General features: G+C 53.2%; 14 protein-coding genes and 1 pseudogene. 12 read left to right on the top strand and 3 right to left on the bottom strand.

The features are described 5' to 3' along the window. Positions 1-8: 8 nt before the first annotated feature. Complete coding sequence (gene narQ, locus A7090_RS18730; protein WP_105275142.1) at positions 9-1,709, bottom strand: nitrate/nitrite two-component system sensor histidine kinase NarQ; 1,701 nt, start codon at positions 1,707-1,709, stop codon at positions 9-11. 205 nt (positions 1,710-1,914) lie between these two features. Here narQ and aegA point away from each other — a divergent pair, with 205 nt between their 5' ends. From aegA to A7090_RS18750, 3 genes and pseudogenes are all read left to right on the top strand, one after another. Next, positions 1,915-3,894, top strand: coding sequence for a formate-dependent uric acid utilization protein AegA (gene aegA, locus A7090_RS18735; protein ID WP_105275143.1), 1,980 nt, complete (start codon positions 1,915-1,917; stop codon positions 3,892-3,894). A gap of 67 nt (positions 3,895-3,961) precedes the next feature. Beyond that, positions 3,962-4,537 (top strand): GDP-mannose pyrophosphatase NudK, encoded by a 576-nt coding sequence (nudK, locus tag A7090_RS18740; protein WP_105275144.1) that lies wholly within the window; start codon positions 3,962-3,964, stop codon positions 4,535-4,537. A 129-nt stretch (positions 4,538-4,666) separates the two neighbouring features. Further along, positions 4,667-4,969: pseudogene (locus A7090_RS18750) on the top strand (DUF1176 domain-containing protein); the annotation flags it as partial. 75 nt (positions 4,970-5,044) lie between these two features. Here A7090_RS18750 and tkt read toward each other — a convergent pair. Then, a complete protein-coding gene (gene tkt / locus A7090_RS18755) occupies positions 5,045-7,054 on the bottom strand; it encodes a transketolase (RefSeq protein ID WP_105275146.1) in 2,010 nt (669 codons plus the stop codon). Positions 7,055-7,073: 19 nt separating this feature from the next. Further along, positions 7,074-8,024, bottom strand: coding sequence for a transaldolase (tal, locus tag A7090_RS18760; RefSeq protein WP_105275147.1), 951 nt, complete (start codon positions 8,022-8,024; stop codon positions 7,074-7,076). 286 nt (positions 8,025-8,310) lie between these two features. Here tal and maeB point away from each other — a divergent pair, with 286 nt between their 5' ends. From maeB to A7090_RS18805, 9 genes are all read left to right on the top strand, one after another. Continuing rightward, complete coding sequence (gene maeB, locus A7090_RS18765) at positions 8,311-10,590, top strand: NADP-dependent oxaloacetate-decarboxylating malate dehydrogenase (protein ID WP_105275148.1); 2,280 nt, start codon at positions 8,311-8,313, stop codon at positions 10,588-10,590. A gap of 291 nt (positions 10,591-10,881) precedes the next feature. Beyond that, a complete protein-coding gene (gene eutS / locus A7090_RS18770; RefSeq protein WP_000356956.1) occupies positions 10,882-11,217 on the top strand; it encodes an ethanolamine utilization microcompartment protein EutS in 336 nt (111 codons plus the stop codon). Between the two features lie 12 nt (positions 11,218-11,229). Continuing rightward, a complete protein-coding gene (gene eutP / locus A7090_RS18775; RefSeq protein ID WP_105275149.1) occupies positions 11,230-11,709 on the top strand; it encodes an ethanolamine utilization acetate kinase EutP in 480 nt (159 codons plus the stop codon). Continuing rightward, positions 11,684-12,385, top strand: coding sequence for an ethanolamine utilization acetate kinase EutQ (eutQ, locus tag A7090_RS18780; RefSeq protein WP_105275150.1), 702 nt, complete (start codon positions 11,684-11,686; stop codon positions 12,383-12,385). The genes eutP and eutQ overlap by 26 nt, the downstream gene beginning before the upstream one ends. Further along, positions 12,382-13,185: an ethanolamine utilization cob(I)yrinic acid a,c-diamide adenosyltransferase EutT gene (eutT, locus tag A7090_RS18785; protein WP_105275151.1), complete on the top strand. Its 804-nt coding sequence runs from the start codon at positions 12,382-12,384 to the stop codon at positions 13,183-13,185. Before eutQ ends, eutT begins: the two co-directional genes overlap by 4 nt. After that, complete coding sequence (pta, locus tag A7090_RS18790; RefSeq protein ID WP_105275152.1) at positions 13,182-14,198, top strand: phosphate acetyltransferase; 1,017 nt, start codon at positions 13,182-13,184, stop codon at positions 14,196-14,198. The genes eutT and pta overlap by 4 nt, the downstream gene beginning before the upstream one ends. A 38-nt stretch (positions 14,199-14,236) precedes the next feature. Beyond that, positions 14,237-14,530, top strand: coding sequence for an ethanolamine utilization microcompartment protein EutM (gene eutM, locus A7090_RS18795; RefSeq protein WP_000387713.1), 294 nt, complete (start codon positions 14,237-14,239; stop codon positions 14,528-14,530). Positions 14,531-14,635: 105 nt separating this feature from the next. Next, positions 14,636-14,923: an ethanolamine utilization microcompartment protein EutN gene (gene eutN / locus A7090_RS18800; protein ID WP_000762196.1), complete on the top strand. Its 288-nt coding sequence runs from the start codon at positions 14,636-14,638 to the stop codon at positions 14,921-14,923. Between the two features lie 11 nt (positions 14,924-14,934). After that, positions 14,935-16,338 (top strand): aldehyde dehydrogenase family protein, encoded by a 1,404-nt coding sequence (locus A7090_RS18805; RefSeq protein WP_105275153.1) that lies wholly within the window; start codon positions 14,935-14,937, stop codon positions 16,336-16,338. The last annotated feature ends 1 nt before the right edge of the window (position 16,339 follow it).

Raw genomic sequence — 16,339 nt, forward strand, 5'->3', positions numbered from 1 at the left:
AAAAGGCATTACATCAGCTGACTTTCCTCACCCTCCGCGGAGCGAAAGCTAATACTCACTAACGTGCCGCCGCCGGAAGGTTGTGAAAACGTCAGCGTCCCACCCAGCCGTTCCGCGCGCTCGCGCATGATATTCAGACCATAATGGCCTTCGGGTTCTTTCGGTTCACCGATGCCAATCCCGTTATCACGGATATAGACCGTGTGATTGCCGTCTGGCGCGGTGACGCAACTGACGGCAATTTCGCTGGCGTTGGCGTGTTTCATCGCATTCAGTACCGCTTCGCGAATAATTTGCAACAAATGCACCTGCATTTGCGCATCCAGCGCCAGGGTTGGCAGACGGCAGTCGAGGGTCAGTTTAGCGCTGGTTTGATTTTGTAAGGTATCCAGCATTTCTCGCAGCGCGGAGGGGAGATCCGCTTGCTGCAACGTCAGACGGAAAGTAGTCAACAGCTCGCGTAGCTGCCGATAAGCATCATTCAACGCCTGGGAAAAATCGGCCATGATACGTTGTGCGGTGGCGTTATCTTCCGGTATCGAACGCTTCAGTAACGTCAACTGGATTCGTAAGTAAGAAAGCACCTGAGCCAGCGAGTCGTGCAGTTCCCGGGCAATGGTTGCGCGTTCTTCCATCAACAGTAACTGCTGAAAATGCTTCTGCGCCTGATTAAAGTACAAACCGCGCCCCAGCATCGACGAAACGCTGTTAAGCAGCGGTTCTGATGAAGAAACGTGGCTATTTTGCCAGTGCAGTTCGCCGTAAACCGTCTCCTGCATCGTCACCGGTAAAATCTGCATCGGCAATTCCGGGTTTGGTTTCCCTTCGCTAATTCGCCAGTTTTCACCGACATTCAGCTCCAGATATTCAGCCGCTTCATTGTCGCGAACAATCTGCAAAATATGGCGGAAACAATGCACATCAATCTGGCTAGTGTTCAGCGCCTGCGAACACTGATACAACACCTCCAGACGGCGCTTGGCCTCGTGGAGATCGCGGGTCTTTTCTTCTACTGACGCTTCCAGCGAACGGTATAATTTATGCAGCTCGCTCGACATCTGGTTAAAGGTTTTGGCCAGATGTCCCAGCTCATTGGGCAGGCTGGTATCCAGCGGCGGCGAGTCGAACTGCCCGTGTTCAATACGCTGACTGGCGGTAACCAGCTGATTCAGCGGGGCAACCACCTGATGGCGTATGCGACGCAGAGTAAAAAAGACCAGCGTGAATATACCAATGCCGCCAGCCAGGGAAATCGTCACAACCAGCAGCATTTTGCGTTCAGCGTAGTGCTGTAAAGCCAGCACGAATAAGTCTATCTGATTGACATAATTATTAATATTGGCCTGATACCACGGCAAATCACCCTTGCCGAGCCGATTATTCATCTCCAGCCAGTTGGCATTCAGATGCGCATAGCGGGTTTTTACTGACTCTGGCACATACCAGACGTTGAGATTGGTTAATACTGGTGAATGCAGTACCTGCTGGAACAGCAGGCGATGTGCATTGAGTTGTGGGCTGCCACTTTGCAAGTCGTAGCCCAGGCGGTAACTCTGCATACGCAGCGATCCGGCAATATTGATGGCCTCAGCGTCGCGCAAACTGCTCGCCAGAGTTAGCAGAGCGATACCCGTGGAAAGAATCGACAGCAGCACAATGTAAAAAAAGGCCCGGGCCAGACTGGCCGAGACGGGGCGTTTAACAATCACACGCGTCTTCTCCACATAAAATCATTAATGTTCCAGTTCGCTGAAACGCAATTTAGTCAGTGATGGGATTATTTGATCTGCCACAGTTTATAGCGAAATAGTGACTTATTCTGGGCACATGAACATTGCCGATTCCCCTGTAAGTCGGGTAATAACAACACTCATATAAAGAATAAGGTTTTTACAACCAAAAAAGAAGGTCGTTATGAATCGTTTTATTATGGCCAACAGTCAGCAATGTCTGGGGTGTCATGCTTGTGAAATTGCCTGTGTCATGGCCCACAATGATGAGCAACATGTCCTGAGCCAACACCATTTTCATCCCCGAATTACGGTTATCAAGCATCAGCAGCAACGTAGTGCCGTGACCTGTCACCATTGTGAAGATGCGCCCTGCGCCCGTAGCTGCCCTAATGGCGCGATCAGCCATGTTGATGACAGCATTCAGGTCAATCAGCAAAAGTGTATTGGCTGTAAATCCTGCGTGGTGGCCTGTCCATTTGGTACGATGCAAATCGTCCTGACCCCCGTCGCGGCGGGCAAAGTTAAAGCCACGGCGCATAAATGCGACCTTTGTGCCGGTCGCGAAAAGGGGCCAGCCTGTGTCGAGAATTGCCCGGCAGACGCGCTGCAACTGGTCACTGATGCCGCACTCTCTGGTATAGCGAAATCCCGCCGCCTGCGCACCGCACGTCAGGAACATCAACCGTGGCATGCCAGTACCGCGGCACAAGAAATGCAGGTAGTGAGTAAAGTCGAGCAAATGCAGGCAACGCCCGCACGTGGCGAGCCGGATAAACTGGCGATTGCAGCGCGCAAAACCGGTTTTGATGAAATTTATCTGCCATTTCGCGCCGATCAGGCACAACGGGAAGCCTCGCGCTGCCTTAAGTGCGGCGAGCACAGCGTTTGTGAATGGACCTGCCCGCTGCATAACCATATTCCGCAGTGGATTGAACTGGTGAAAGCCGGAGACATCGACGCCGCCGTCGAGCTTTCTCACCAGACCAACACCTTGCCAGAAATTACCGGACGAGTCTGTCCGCAAGACCGTCTGTGCGAAGGTGCCTGCACCATTCGCGATGAGCACGGCGCGGTAACTATCGGCAACATTGAACGCTACATTTCGGATCAGGCGTTGGCGAAAGGTTGGCGTCCTGACTTAAGCCATGTCACCAAAGTGGACAAGCGAGTGGCGATTATCGGTGCGGGTCCGGCAGGGCTGGCCTGTGCGGATGTTCTGACCCGCAATGGCGTGGAGGTGACGGTGTACGATCGCCATCCAGAAATCGGTGGCCTGCTCACCTTCGGCATTCCTTCTTTCAAGCTGGATAAGTCCCTGCTGGCACGCCGTCGGGAAATCTTTAGCGCGATGGGGATTCACTTCGAACTCAATTGTGAAGTGGGTAAAGAGGTCTCTTTGGATTCGCTTCTGGAACAATACGACGCGGTATTCGTTGGCGTAGGCACTTACCGTTCCATGAAAGCAGGTTTACCCAATGAAGATGCGCCGGGCGTTTATGATGCGCTGCCGTTCCTCATCGCCAACACTAAACAGGTGATGGGACTTGAAGAGCTACCGGAAGAGCCGTTTATCAATACCGCCGGACTCAACGTCGTGGTACTGGGCGGCGGCGACACCGCGATGGACTGTGTGCGCACTGCGCTGCGTCACGGCGCGAGTAACGTCACCTGTGCTTATCGTCGTGATGAAGCTAACATGCCAGGTTCGAAAAAAGAGGTGAAGAATGCCCGAGAAGAGGGGGCCAACTTCGAATTTAACGTCCAGCCGGTGGCGCTTGAGCTGAATGAGCAAGGTCACGTTTGCGGAATTCGTTTCCTGCGTACGCGTCTTGGCGAGCCGGATGCCCAGGGGCGTCGGCGTCCGGTGCCGGTGGAAGGCAGTGAATTTGTCATGCCAGCCGACGCTGTGATTATGGCGTTTGGCTTCAACCCGCACGGGATGCCGTGGCTGGAGTCGCACGGTGTAACGGTGGATAAATGGGGCCGCATCATCGCGGATGTGGAAAGCCAGTACCGTTACCAGACCACGAATCCGAAAATCTTCGCCGGTGGCGACGCCGTGCGTGGTGCGGATCTGGTGGTTACTGCAATGGCAGAAGGACGTCATGCGGCACAGGGGATCATTGACTGGCTGGGGGTAAAATCAGTCAAATCTCACTGATAGCCTGCGCAGACAAACCCGGCTTCACAGCGTAAGATAACTGTTCATTTCGCGCTGTGGAGTCGGTATGACGCAACAAATCACCCTCATCAAAGACAAAATTCTCTCCGATAACTATTTCACCCTGCACAACATTACTTACGATCTCACGCGCAAAGATGGCGAAGTTATCCGCCATAAACGTGAAGTTTACGATCGTGGTAATGGTGCGACTATCCTCCTGTACAACGCGAAGAAAAAGACCGTCGTTCTGATTCGTCAGTTCCGCGTCGCCACATGGGTTAATGGCAATGAAAGCGGGCAGCTGATAGAAACCTGCGCCGGGCTGCTGGATAACGATGAACCGGAAGTGTGTATTCGCAAAGAAGCGATCGAAGAGACGGGTTATGAAGTTGGCGACGTCCGCAAATTATTTGAACTGTATATGTCGCCAGGCGGTGTGACTGAGCTAATCCACTTTTTTATCGCCGAATACAGTGACAGCCAGCGCGCTAACGCGGGTGGTGGTGTCGAAGATGAAGATATTGAAGTGCTTGAGCTGCCGTTCAGCCAGGCACTGGAGATGATCAAAAGCGGAGAGATACGTGACGGTAAGACGGTGTTATTGCTTAATTATTTGCAAGCGTCACATTTAATGGACTGAAAAATAACAAGAATATTTCGTTGTTTATTATTAGCTCAATCCGATAAATCCGATTGAGCCGCGCTACCTGCGCAACGAAGATACGACTTGTGCTATTTGTTTGAACTTCTGGGGTCGTACCGTCCATGCGCCATTGATTTGGCATGGATTGTGTCACGTAAAAAACCACAGGCCTCGCGTCCGGTACGGTTACGTTTGCCGTTCAACAACGCTCAGGAGACGAATGAGCAGGAACTGATGAACGCAACATTCGATGAAAAATCGCGTGAACTGGTGACCTTAGCGAAAGGGCGCGGATTAAGCGATTGTGGCATTCAGGCGCGCTGGCGTTTTGACGGTCAGCGTTTTCGCCTGGTGCGTTACGCCGCAAAACCCACCGGTGATAACTGGCATGGGCCAGACGCCTGGCCCACGTTGTGGATCACCCGTTAAACATCATGGCGGGAACAAGTAGGCCGGATAAGGCGCGGTAGGCCGGATAAGACGCGTCAGCGTCGCATCCGGCAATCAGCATCCGGCACCTTTCACTCCCAGCACCTTATGCGCTTTTGCCACAATATTCTCGGCGGTAAAGCCAAAGAATGGGAATAGCTTATCTGCCGGAGCGGATTCCCCATAACCCGTCATCCCGACAATTGCCCCTTTCAGACCAACATATTTGTACCAGTAATCGGCAATACCCGCTTCCACCGCCACGCGGGCCGTAACGTTAGAAGGCAACACCGATTCTCGATATTCCTCATCCTGGGCGTCGAAAATATCGGTCGAGGGCAGGGAAACTACGCGTACATTACGCCCTTCTCCCGCCAGCTTTTCTGCGGCCTGTAGGGTGATTTCCATCTCTGAACCGGTGGCAATCAAAATAATATCCGGCTTGCCACCGCTGTCTTTCAGCACATAACCACCGCGGGCAATCTCTTTTACCTGATCCGGCGTACGTTCCACCTGGGCCAGATTCTGCCTTGAGAGGATCAGTGCCGTCGGTCCGTTGTGGCGCTCAACCGCCAGCTTCCAGCCCACCGCTGCTTCCACCTGATCGCAGGGGCGCCAGGTGCTGAAATTCGGCGTTAAGCGCAGACTAGCCAGTTGCTCAACCGCCTGGTGCGTCGGACCATCTTCGCCCAGACCAATTGAGTCGTGGGTATACACCATAATTTGCCGTGCTTTCATCAGTGCCGCCATCCTCGCGGCGTTGCGGGCGTATTCAACAAACATCAGGAACGTCGCGGTATACGGCACAAAGCCACCGTGGTGTGCAATGCCGTTGGCGATGGCGGTCATGCCAAATTCACGCACCCCGTAGTGAATGTAGTTGCCCGCCGGATCTTCCTTCAGCGACACAGAACCTTTCCAGATGGTGAGGTTGCTGGGAGCCAGATCCGCAGAACCGCCGAGCAGCTCCGGCAGCATGGGACCGTAAGCGTTAAGCGTATTTTGCGAAGCCTTACGGGTAGCGATTTTCGCCGGATTCGCCTGCAACTCATTGATATATTTCTGAGTCGCTTTGTCCCAGTTCTTCGGTAAACCCCCACTCATCCGACGGGTAAACTCTTCTGCCAGTTGCGGATGAGCCTTTTTATACGCGGCAAACTTCTCATTCCAGCTCTGCTGCGCTTTTTCGCCTTTTTCGCGGGCATCCCAGGCATGATAAATCTCTTTAGGGATTTCAAACGGTGGATGGTGCCAGCCCAGTTTCTGCCGTGCCAGCGCCACTTCTTCTTCACCCAGCGGTGCGCCGTGCGCCTCTTCCTTACCTGCTTTATTAGGCGAACCAAAGCCAATCACCGTACGGCAGATAATCAGCGACGGCTTATCTTTCACGCTTTGCGCTTCAAGAATCGCCTCCTTCACTGCCTGTGGATCGTGACCGTCGATTTCATGGATCACATGCCAGTGATAGGCCTCAAAACGTTTTGCCGTATCGTCGGTAAACCAGCCTTCGGTTTCACCGTCGATGGAAATACCGTTGTGATCGTAAAAACCAATCAGTTTGCCCAGCCCCAGCGTGCCCGCCAGCGAACAGACTTCGTGGGAAATACCCTCCATCAGGCAGCCGTCGCCCATAAACACATAGGTGAAGTGATCGACAATCTCATGATCCGGCTGGTTAAACTGCGCCGCCAGTGTACGCTCGGCTATCGCCAGTCCGACCGCGTTTGCCAAACCTTGTCCAAGTGGACCGGTGGTGGTTTCAACACCTGGCGTATAGCCAATCTCCGGATGACCTGGGGTTTTCGAATGCAACTGACGGAAGTTCTTCAGCTCTTCCAGCGGCAGGTCATAACCGGTCAGATGCAGCAAACTGTAGAGCAGCATCGACGCGTGGCCGTTGGAAAGAATAAAGCGGTCGCGATCATACCAGGTTGGGTCGGTGGGGTTATGTTTAAGAAAATCGTTCCACAGCACTTCGGCAATATCAGCCATGCCCATCGGCGCGCCGGGATGACCGGAATTGGCTTTTTGCACTGCATCCATACTGAGCGCGCGAATCGCATTGGCAAGGTCTTTTCGGGACATATAACACTCCGTGGCGGGTTTATAGTTTGGCGGCAAGAAGATCTTCCAGTTTGCGTTGATCATCGGCGAACAGGCGGATGCCTTCAGACAGTTTTTCTACCGCCATCGCATCCTGATTGTGCTCCCAGCGGAACTCCGCTTCGCTCATGGGGACTGGGCGTGGAAACGTCTGAGAAGGTGGGATTAATTTACGTACCACTGGCGAAACTTTTTCTTGCAGCTCCTTCAGCAAATTCGGTGCGATAGTCAGTCGATCGCAGCCGGTTAAGGCGAGGATTTGTTCGGTGCGACGGAAGCTCGCGCCCATCACAATGGTTTCATAGTGGTGTTGCTTATAGTAATCGTAGATATTGCGCACCGATTTAACGCCCGGATCTTCTTCCACCACATACGGGTCCATCGGCTTACGTGCCTGATACCAGTCATAAATACGCCCGACAAACGGCGAAATCAGAAAAACGCCTGCCTCTGCACAGGCGCGCGCCTGTGCAAAAGAAAACAGTAGCGTCAGATTGCAGTTAATACCTTCTTTTTCCAGCTCTTCTGCCGCGCGAATTCCTTCCCAGGTCGACGCCAGTTTGATCAGAATGCGTGATTTCTCAACGCCTTGTTGCTGATACAAGTCCACCAGATGGCGCGCCTTCTCAATACTCTTTTCTTTATTAAAAGAGAGGTGAGCATCAACTTCTGTTGACACGCGACCGGGGACGATTTTGAGAATTTCAGCACCGAAATTGACCGCCAGTTTGTCACATGCCGCGACCACCTGTTGTTCCTGGGTCTTGCCATTTTTTTTACCCCAGGCGATAGCATCGTCGATTAAATGCTCATATTGTGATAATCCGGCAGCCTTAAGTAACAGCGAAGGATTGGTGGTGGCATCCTGGGGATGATAATGGCGAATGGACTCAATATCGCCACTGTCTGCCACGACAGTGGTGAACTGTTTGATGCCGTCTAACTCGTTCATAGGAAATACTCCTTGAAAAGTAAAGTGTTAGATGAGTGCGTTAATTCACACTTCTGAAAAATTTCGCTAAACACATCGAAAAAGCATAGCAGACAGACATGGTATTGCTGGATTAAGCAGGTAACATCAGTGTTATGGGATTATTACCAAAACATTATATTAATGGTGAGAGTTTGGACTTGCTCAAAGTCTGTAGACTCCGGCAAGGTAATAATGTGCGCCACGTTGTGGGCAGGGGCTGTTGCCCACACTTTATTTGTGAATGTTACGTGAAAGGAACAACCAAATGGATGACCAGTTAAAACAAAGTGCACTTGATTTCCATGAATTTCCAGTTCCAGGGAAAATCCAGGTTTCTCCAACCAAGCCTCTGGCAACGCAGCGCGATCTGGCGCTGGCCTATTCACCAGGCGTTGCCGCGCCTTGCCTTGAAATCGAAAAAGACCCGTTAAAAGCCTACAAATATACCGCGCGCGGTAACCTGGTGGCGGTGATCTCTAACGGTACGGCGGTGCTGGGATTAGGCAACATTGGCGCGCTGGCAGGCAAACCAGTGATGGAAGGCAAAGGCGTTCTGTTTAAGAAATTCGCCGGGATTGATGTATTTGACATTGAAGTTGATGAGCTTGACCCGGACAAATTTATTGAAGTCGTTGCCGCGCTCGAACCGACCTTCGGCGGCATCAACCTCGAAGACATTAAAGCGCCAGAATGTTTCTATATTGAGCAGAAACTGCGCGAGCGGATGAACATTCCGGTATTCCACGACGATCAGCACGGGACGGCGATCATCAGCACCGCCGCCATCCTCAACGGCTTGCGCGTGGTGGAGAAAAACATCTCTGACGTGCGGATGGTGGTTTCCGGCGCGGGTGCCGCAGCAATCGCCTGTATGAACCTGCTGGTGGCCCTGGGGCTGCAAAAACATAACATCGTGGTTTGCGATTCAAAAGGCGTTATCTATCAGGGCCGTGAGCCAAACATGGCAGAAACCAAAGCTGCCTATGCGGTGGTGGATGACGGCAAGCGTACCCTCGATGATGTGATTGAAGGTGCGGATATTTTCCTGGGCTGTTCCGGCCCGAAAGTGCTGACCCAGGAAATGGTGAAGAAAATGGCTCGTGCGCCGATGATCCTGGCGCTGGCGAACCCGGAACCGGAAATCCTGCCGCCGCTGGCGAAAGAAGTACGTCCGGATGCCATCATCTGTACCGGTCGTTCTGACTATCCAAACCAGGTTAACAACGTGCTTTGCTTCCCGTTCATCTTCCGTGGCGCGCTGGATGTTGGCGCAACCGCCATCAACGAAGAGATGAAACTGGCGGCGGTACGTGCGATTGCAGAACTGGCCCATGCGGAACAGAGCGAAGTGGTGGCTTCAGCGTATGGCGATCAGGATCTGAGCTTTGGTCCGGAATACATCATTCCAAAACCGTTTGATCCGCGCTTGATTGTTAAGATCGCTCCTGCGGTTGCTAAAGCGGCGATGGAGTCGGGCGTGGCGACGCGTCCGATTGCTGATTTCGACGTCTACATCGACAAGCTGACTGAGTTCGTTTACAAAACCAACTTGTTTATGAAGCCGATTTTCTCCCTGGCTCGCAAAGCGCCGAAGCGCGTAGTTCTGTCGGAAGGGGAAGAGGCGCGCGTTCTGCACGCGACTCAGGAACTGGTGACTCTGGGACTGGCGAAACCGATCCTTATTGGTCGTCCGAATGTGATCGAAATGCGCATTCAGAAACTGGGCTTGCAGATCAAAGCGGGCGTTGATTTTGAGATCGTCAATAACGAATCCGATCCGCGCTTTAAAGAGTACTGGACCGAATACTTCCAGATCATGAAGCGTCGAGGCGTCACTCAGGAGCAGGCGCAGCGTGCGCTGATCAGTAATCCGACAGTGATCGGCGCGATCATGGTTCAGCGTGGCGAAGCCGATGCAATGATCTGCGGTACGGTGGGCGATTATCACGAACACTTTAGTGTGGTGAAAAATATCTTTGGTTATCGCGATGGCGTTCACACCGCAGGCGCAATGAACGCGCTGCTGCTGCCGAGTGGTAACACCTTTATTGCCGATACCTACGTCAATGACGAACCAGACGCAGAAGAGCTGGCAGAAATCACCTTGATGGCGGCAGAAACTGTCCGTCGTTTCGGTATTGAGCCGCGTGTTGCTCTGTTGTCGCACTCCAACTTTGGTTCTTCTGACTGTCCGTCATCAAGCAAAATGCGCCAGGCGCTGGAACTGGTCAGGGAACGTGCGCCAGAACTGATGATTGATGGCGAAATGCACGGAGATGCGGCACTGGTAGAGGCGATTCGCAACGATCGTATGCCGGACAGCCCTTTGAAAGGTTCTGCCAATATTCTGGTGATGCCGAACATGGAAGCTGCCCGCATCAGTTACAACTTACTGCGCGTTTCCAGTTCGGAAGGTGTGACAGTCGGCCCGGTGCTGATGGGCGTGGCGAAACCAGTTCACGTATTAACGCCAATCGCATCGGTACGTCGTATCGTCAACATGGTGGCGCTGGCCGTGGTTGAAGCGCAAACCCAACCATTGTAATTCTTAACATTAGATAACGCTTACTCTGGATTATTCGGGGTAAGCGGTTTTATTGCAATATATTAGTAAAGCTTATTACTGCGTTTTCGAATAATTAAAAAGCAGCGTATAAATTTCTCGATATTATTTTATTTATATTCATGCGTTGCATATGAAAGTTTATGCATCACAGTAAATATCCCTCCATTCTTAGTGATCTACCTCACCTTTTAAATGCGTTTGCCGAATTTTGTTATTTACTCCGACAAAAAATTGTCACGATGAGGACAAGTTTTTCACAGGCGGCGACTCATGGATAAAGAACGCATCATTCAGGAATTTGTGCCCGGCAAACAGGTTACGCTGGCGCATCTCATCGCGCATCCCGGCGAGGAACTGGCGAAGAAAATCGGCGTTCCTGATGCGGGCGCAATTGGCATTATGACGCTAACTCCCGGCGAAACAGCGATGATTGCCGGTGATTTAGCATTGAAAGCCGCCGATGTACATATCGGTTTTCTCGACCGTTTTAGCGGCGCGCTGGTGATTTATGGCTCGGTGGGCGCAGTAGAAGAAGCGTTATCACAAACCGTCAGCGGTTTAGGGCGCTTATTAAATTATACGCTTTGTGAAATGACTAAAAGTTAATACGAGGTATTCATGAAGCGAATCGCGTTTGTGGGTACTGTCGGGGCAGGAAAAACAACGTTATTTAATGCGTTGCAGGGGAATTATACCCTCGCGATAAAAACACAGGCCGTGGAATTTAATGATAAGGGTGATATTGATACGCCGGGTGAATATTTTAGCCACCCCCGCTGGTATCACGCCTTAATTACCACGCTACAGGATGTGGACATGCTGATCTATGTCCACGGCGCGAATGACCCGGAAAGCCGATTGCCTGCCGGGTTGCTGGATATTGGCGCCAGTAAACGGCAAATCGCCGTCATCAGTAAAACGGACATGCCGGATGCTGACGTCGCCGCAACGCGAAAGTTATTGCTTGAGACTGGTTTCGAAGAGCCGATTTTCGAGCTAAACAGCCACGACCCGCAAAGCGTGCAGCAACTGGTGGATTATCTGGCATCTCTCACCGAACAGGAGGAAGCAGGTGAAAAAACTCATCACAGCGAATGATATTCGTGAAGCACACGCGCGCGGCGAACAGGCAATGTCTGTGGTTCTGCGCGCCAGCATTATTACCCCGGAAGCCCGCGAAGTGGCGGACCTGCTGGGTTTTACCATCACCGAATGCGATGAATTGACCCCGGTAACAGCATCTATTCCCGCCAGCGTTCCAGCCGATAAAACCGAAAGCCAGCGTATCCGCGAAACCATCATCGCCCAGCTGCCGGAAGGCCAGTTTACCGAAAGCCTGGTCGCGCAATTGATGGAAAAAGTGATGAAGGAAAAACAATCACTGGAACAAGGGGGTATGCAGCCGAGCTTCAAATCGGTGACTGGCAAAGGCGGCATCAAGGTTATTGATGGCAGCAGCGTGAAATTTGGCCGCTTCGACGGTGCTGAACCGCACTGCGTGGGATTGACCGATCTGGTCACCGGAGACGACGGCAGCAGCATGGCCGCTGGTTTTATGCAGTGGGATAACGCGTTTTTCCCGTGGACGCTGAACTACGACGAGATCGATATGGTGCTGGAAGGTGAACTGCATGTTCGCCACGAAGGTGAAACCATGATCGCCAAAGCGGGCGACGTCATGTTTATCCCGAAAGGTTCCAGCATTGAGTTTGGTACGACATCCAGCGTGAAGTTCCTGTATGTCGCCTGGCCGGCTAACTGGCAATCCCTATGAAAGATTTCATCACCGAAGCATGGCTAAGAGCAAACCATACGCTCAGCGAAGGCGCAGAGATCCATCTCCCTGCGGACAGTCGCCTGACGCCCTCTGCCCGGGAGTTACTGGAAAGCAGGCATCTGCGCATCAAGTTTATTGACGAGCAGGGCAGCCTGTTTGTTGACGATGAACAGCAGCAGCCGCAGCCTGTTCACGGGCTGACCAGTAGCGATGAACATCCGCAAGCGTGCTGCGAACTGTGCCGCCAGCCGGTGGCGAAAAAACCAGACACGCTAACTCACCTGTCGGCAGAAAAAATGGTCGCCAAAAGCGATCCGCGCCTGAGTTTCCGCGCAGCTCTCGACAGCACCATAGCGCTGGCAGTGTGGCTGCAAATTGAACTGGCAGAACCGTGGCAGCCTTGGTTGGCAGATATCCGTTCGCGTCTGGGCAACATTATGCGTGCCGATGCACTGGGGGAACCGCTGGGCTGCCAGGCGATTGTCGGGCTTTCTGACGAAGATCTGCATCGGCTTTCTCATCAGCCGCTGCGCTATCTCGATCACGATCATCTGGTGCCGGAAGCCAGCCATGGACGCGATGCGGCGTTGCTGAATCTGCTACGCACCAAAGTGCGTGAAACCGAAACCGTCGCGGCGCAGGTGTTTATCACCCGCAGTTTTGAAGTATTACGCCCGGATATTTTGCAGGCGTTGAACCGTCTTTCCAGCACGGTCTACGTGATGATGATCCTGAGCGTAACAAAGCACCCGCTAACGGTGAAGCAGATCCAACAACGACTGGGGGAAACGCAATGATTATTGAACGTTGTCGTGAACTGGCGTTGCGAGCGCCCGCCAGAGTGGTTTTTCCGGATGCGTTAGACCAGCGCGTACTGAAAGCCGCACAATATTTGCATCAACAAGGTCTGGCGACACCTGTCCTGGTCGCCAATCCGTTTGAACTCCGTCAGTGTGCGCTCAGTCACGGCGTGGCGATGGACGGGCTACAGGTGATTGATCCGCATCGCAACCTCGCTATGCGGGAAGAATTTGCGCAGCGTTGGCTGGCCCGAGCGGGTGAAAAAACGCCACCGGATGCGCTGGATAAACTCACCGATCCGCTGATGTTCGCTGCCGCGATGGTCAGCGCCGGTAAAGCGGATGTCTGCATTGCAGGCAATCTCTCTTCCACGGCAAATGTGTTGCGTGCCGGATTACGCATTATCGGTTTGCAGCCGGGCTGTAAAACACTCTCTTCCATTTTCCTGATGCTGCCACAGTACAGTGGCCCGGCGTTGGGCTTTGCCGATTGCAGCGTAGTGCCACAGCCGACGGCGGCACAACTGGCAGATATCGCCCTTGCCAGCGCTGAAACCTGGCGCGCCATCACCGGAGAAGAGCCACGTGTGGCGATGCTGTCGTTTTCCAGCAACGGTAGCGCTCGTCACCCCTGCGTTGCCAACGTGCAACAGGCGACAGAAATCGTCCGTGAGCGCGCACCGCAACTGATGGTGGATGGTGAGTTGCAGTTTGACGCTGCTTTTGTGCCGGATGTCGCGGCGCAAAAAGCGCCTGCCAGCCCGCTACAGGGGAAAGCCAATGTAATGGTTTTTCCGTCGCTGGAAGCAGGAAATATTGGCTACAAAATTGCACAACGACTTGGCGGATATCGTGCCGTCGGGCCATTGATACAAGGGCTTGCCGCGCCGATGCACGATCTCTCTCGTGGTTGTAGCGTGCAGGAAATTATCGAACTGGCGCTGGTGGCAGCCGTACCGCGTCAGACAGAAGTGAACCGCGAAAGCAGTTTACAAACACTGGTTGAATGAACGGTCCTGTTCTGGACCCCTATAAAGAGGAAAACACAATGGAAGCATTAGGAATGATCGAAACCCGGGGCCTGGTTGCACTGATTGAGGCTTCTGATGCGATGGTGAAAGCTGCGCGCGTCAAACTGGTTGGTGTTAAGCAGATTGGCGGCGGCCTGTGTACTGCCATGGTTCGCGGTGATGTTGCAGCCTGTAAAGCCGCGACCGATGCAGGTGCCGCAGCGGCACAGCGTATCGGTGAACTGGTATCCGTACACGTTATCCCGCGTCCGCACGGCGACCTGGAAGAAGTCTTCCCGATCGGCCTGAAAGGCGACAGCAGCAACCTGTAATCACCCTGTGTGACGTCGATTCGGGCGTCACGCTCTCTCCTTTTTCATTTTACCTTCTGCGGAGGGTAGGGGAGCTTTTACCTGAAATACGCCACGGAGGCGGGTATGAAACTGGCAGTCGTCACTGGACAAATTGTTTGTACCGTACGCCATCACGGACTGGCGCATGACAAATTGCTGATGGTGGAAATGATTGATCCACAGGGAAATCCCGATGGTCAATGTGCCGTTGCCATCGACAATATTGGCGCGGGAACCGGGGAGTGGGTGTTGCTGGTGAGTGGCAGTTCCGCCCGCCAGGCGCATAAAAGCGAAACGTCACCGGTCGATCTGTGCGTGATTGGCATCGTCGATGAGGTGGTGTCTGGCGGTCAGGTAATTTTCCACAAATAAGGCAGAACATCATGAATCAACAGGATATTGAACAGGTGGTGAAAGCGGTACTGCTGAAAATGCAAAGCAGTGACACGCCGCCCGCCGCCGTTCATGAGATGGGCGTTTTCGCTTCCCTGGATGACGCCGTTGCGGCAGCCAAAATTGCCCAGCAAGGGTTAAAAAGCGTGGCAATGCGCCAGTTAGCCATTGCCGCTATTCGTGAAGCAGGCGAAAAACACGCCAGGGATTTAGCGGAACTTGCCGTTAGTGAAACCGGCATGGGTCGTGTTGAAGATAAATTTGCCAAAAACGTCGCTCAGGCGCGCGGCACGCCAGGCGTTGAGTGCCTCTCACCACAGGTGCTGACCGGTGACAACGGCCTGACCTTAATTGAAAACGCGCCCTGGGGCCTGGTGGCTTCGGTGACACCTTCAACCAATCCGGCGGCAACCGTAATTAACAATGCTATCAGCCTGATTGCGGCAGGCAACAGCGTCATTTTTGCTCCGCATCCGGCGGCGAAAAAAGTCTCCCAGCGTGCGATTACGCTGCTCAACCAGGCGATTGTTGCCGCAGGCGGGCCGGAAAACTTACTGGTTACCGTAGCAAATCCGGATATCGAAACCGCGCAACGCTTGTTCAAGTTTCCGGGCATCGGCCTTTTGGTGGTGACGGGCGGCGAAGCGGTTGTGGAAGCGGCGCGTAAACACACTAATAAACGCCTGATTGCTGCAGGTGCCGGTAATCCACCTGTCGTGGTGGATGAAACCGCAGACCTCGCCCGTGCCGCTCAGTCCATCGTCAAAGGCGCTTCTTTCGATAACAACATCATTTGTGCCGATGAAAAGGTACTGATTGTTGTTGATAGCGTAGCAGATGAACTGATGCGTCTGATGGAAGGCCAGCACGCGGTGAAACTGACCGCAGAACAGGCGCAGCAGTTGCAACCGGTGTTGCTGAAAAATATCGACGAGCGCGGAAAAGGCACCGTCAGCCGTGACTGGGTAGGTCGCGATGCGGCGAAAATCGCGGCGGCAATTGGTCTGAACGTGCCGCAAGAAACGCGTTTGCTGTTTGTGGAAACCACAGCAGAACATCCATTTGCCGTGACCGAACTGATGATGCCGGTGCTGCCCGTCGTGCGCGTCGCCAACGTGGTGGATGCCATTGCGCTGGCGGTGAAACTGGAAGGCGGTTGCCATCACACGGCGGCAATGCATTCGCGCAATATCGAGAACATGAACCAGATGGCGAATGCGATTGATACCAGCATTTTCGTTAAGAACGGACCGTGCATTGCCGGGCTGGGGCTGGGCGGGGAAGGCTGGACCACCATGACCATCACCACGCCAACCGGTGAAGGGGTAACCAGCGCGCGTACGTTTGTCCGTCTGCGTCGCTGTGTATTAGTTGATGCGTTTCGCATTGTTTAAG

This window comes from Escherichia sp. MOD1-EC7003, from assembly GCF_002965065.1.
Taxonomy (GTDB): domain Bacteria; phylum Pseudomonadota; class Gammaproteobacteria; order Enterobacterales; family Enterobacteriaceae; genus Escherichia.

Coding starts and splice junctions, on each gene's coding strand:
- aegA (WP_105275143.1), top strand. CDS start 1,915: ATGAATCGTTTTATTATGGCCAACAGTCAGCAATGTCTGGGGTGTCAT.
- nudK (WP_105275144.1), top strand. CDS start 3,962: ATGACGCAACAAATCACCCTCATCAAAGACAAAATTCTCTCCGATAAC.
- tkt (WP_105275146.1), bottom strand. CDS start 7,054: ATGTCCCGAAAAGACCTTGCCAATGCGATTCGCGCGCTCAGTATGGAT.
- tal (WP_105275147.1), bottom strand. CDS start 8,024: ATGAACGAGTTAGACGGCATCAAACAGTTCACCACTGTCGTGGCAGAC.
- maeB (WP_105275148.1), top strand. CDS start 8,311: ATGGATGACCAGTTAAAACAAAGTGCACTTGATTTCCATGAATTTCCA.
- eutS (WP_000356956.1), top strand. CDS start 10,882: ATGGATAAAGAACGCATCATTCAGGAATTTGTGCCCGGCAAACAGGTT.
- eutP (WP_105275149.1), top strand. CDS start 11,230: ATGAAGCGAATCGCGTTTGTGGGTACTGTCGGGGCAGGAAAAACAACG.
- eutT (WP_105275151.1), top strand. CDS start 12,382: ATGAAAGATTTCATCACCGAAGCATGGCTAAGAGCAAACCATACGCTC.
- pta (WP_105275152.1), top strand. CDS start 13,182: ATGATTATTGAACGTTGTCGTGAACTGGCGTTGCGAGCGCCCGCCAGA.
- eutM (WP_000387713.1), top strand. CDS start 14,237: ATGGAAGCATTAGGAATGATCGAAACCCGGGGCCTGGTTGCACTGATT.
- eutN (WP_000762196.1), top strand. CDS start 14,636: ATGAAACTGGCAGTCGTCACTGGACAAATTGTTTGTACCGTACGCCAT.
- A7090_RS18805 (WP_105275153.1), top strand. CDS start 14,935: ATGAATCAACAGGATATTGAACAGGTGGTGAAAGCGGTACTGCTGAAA.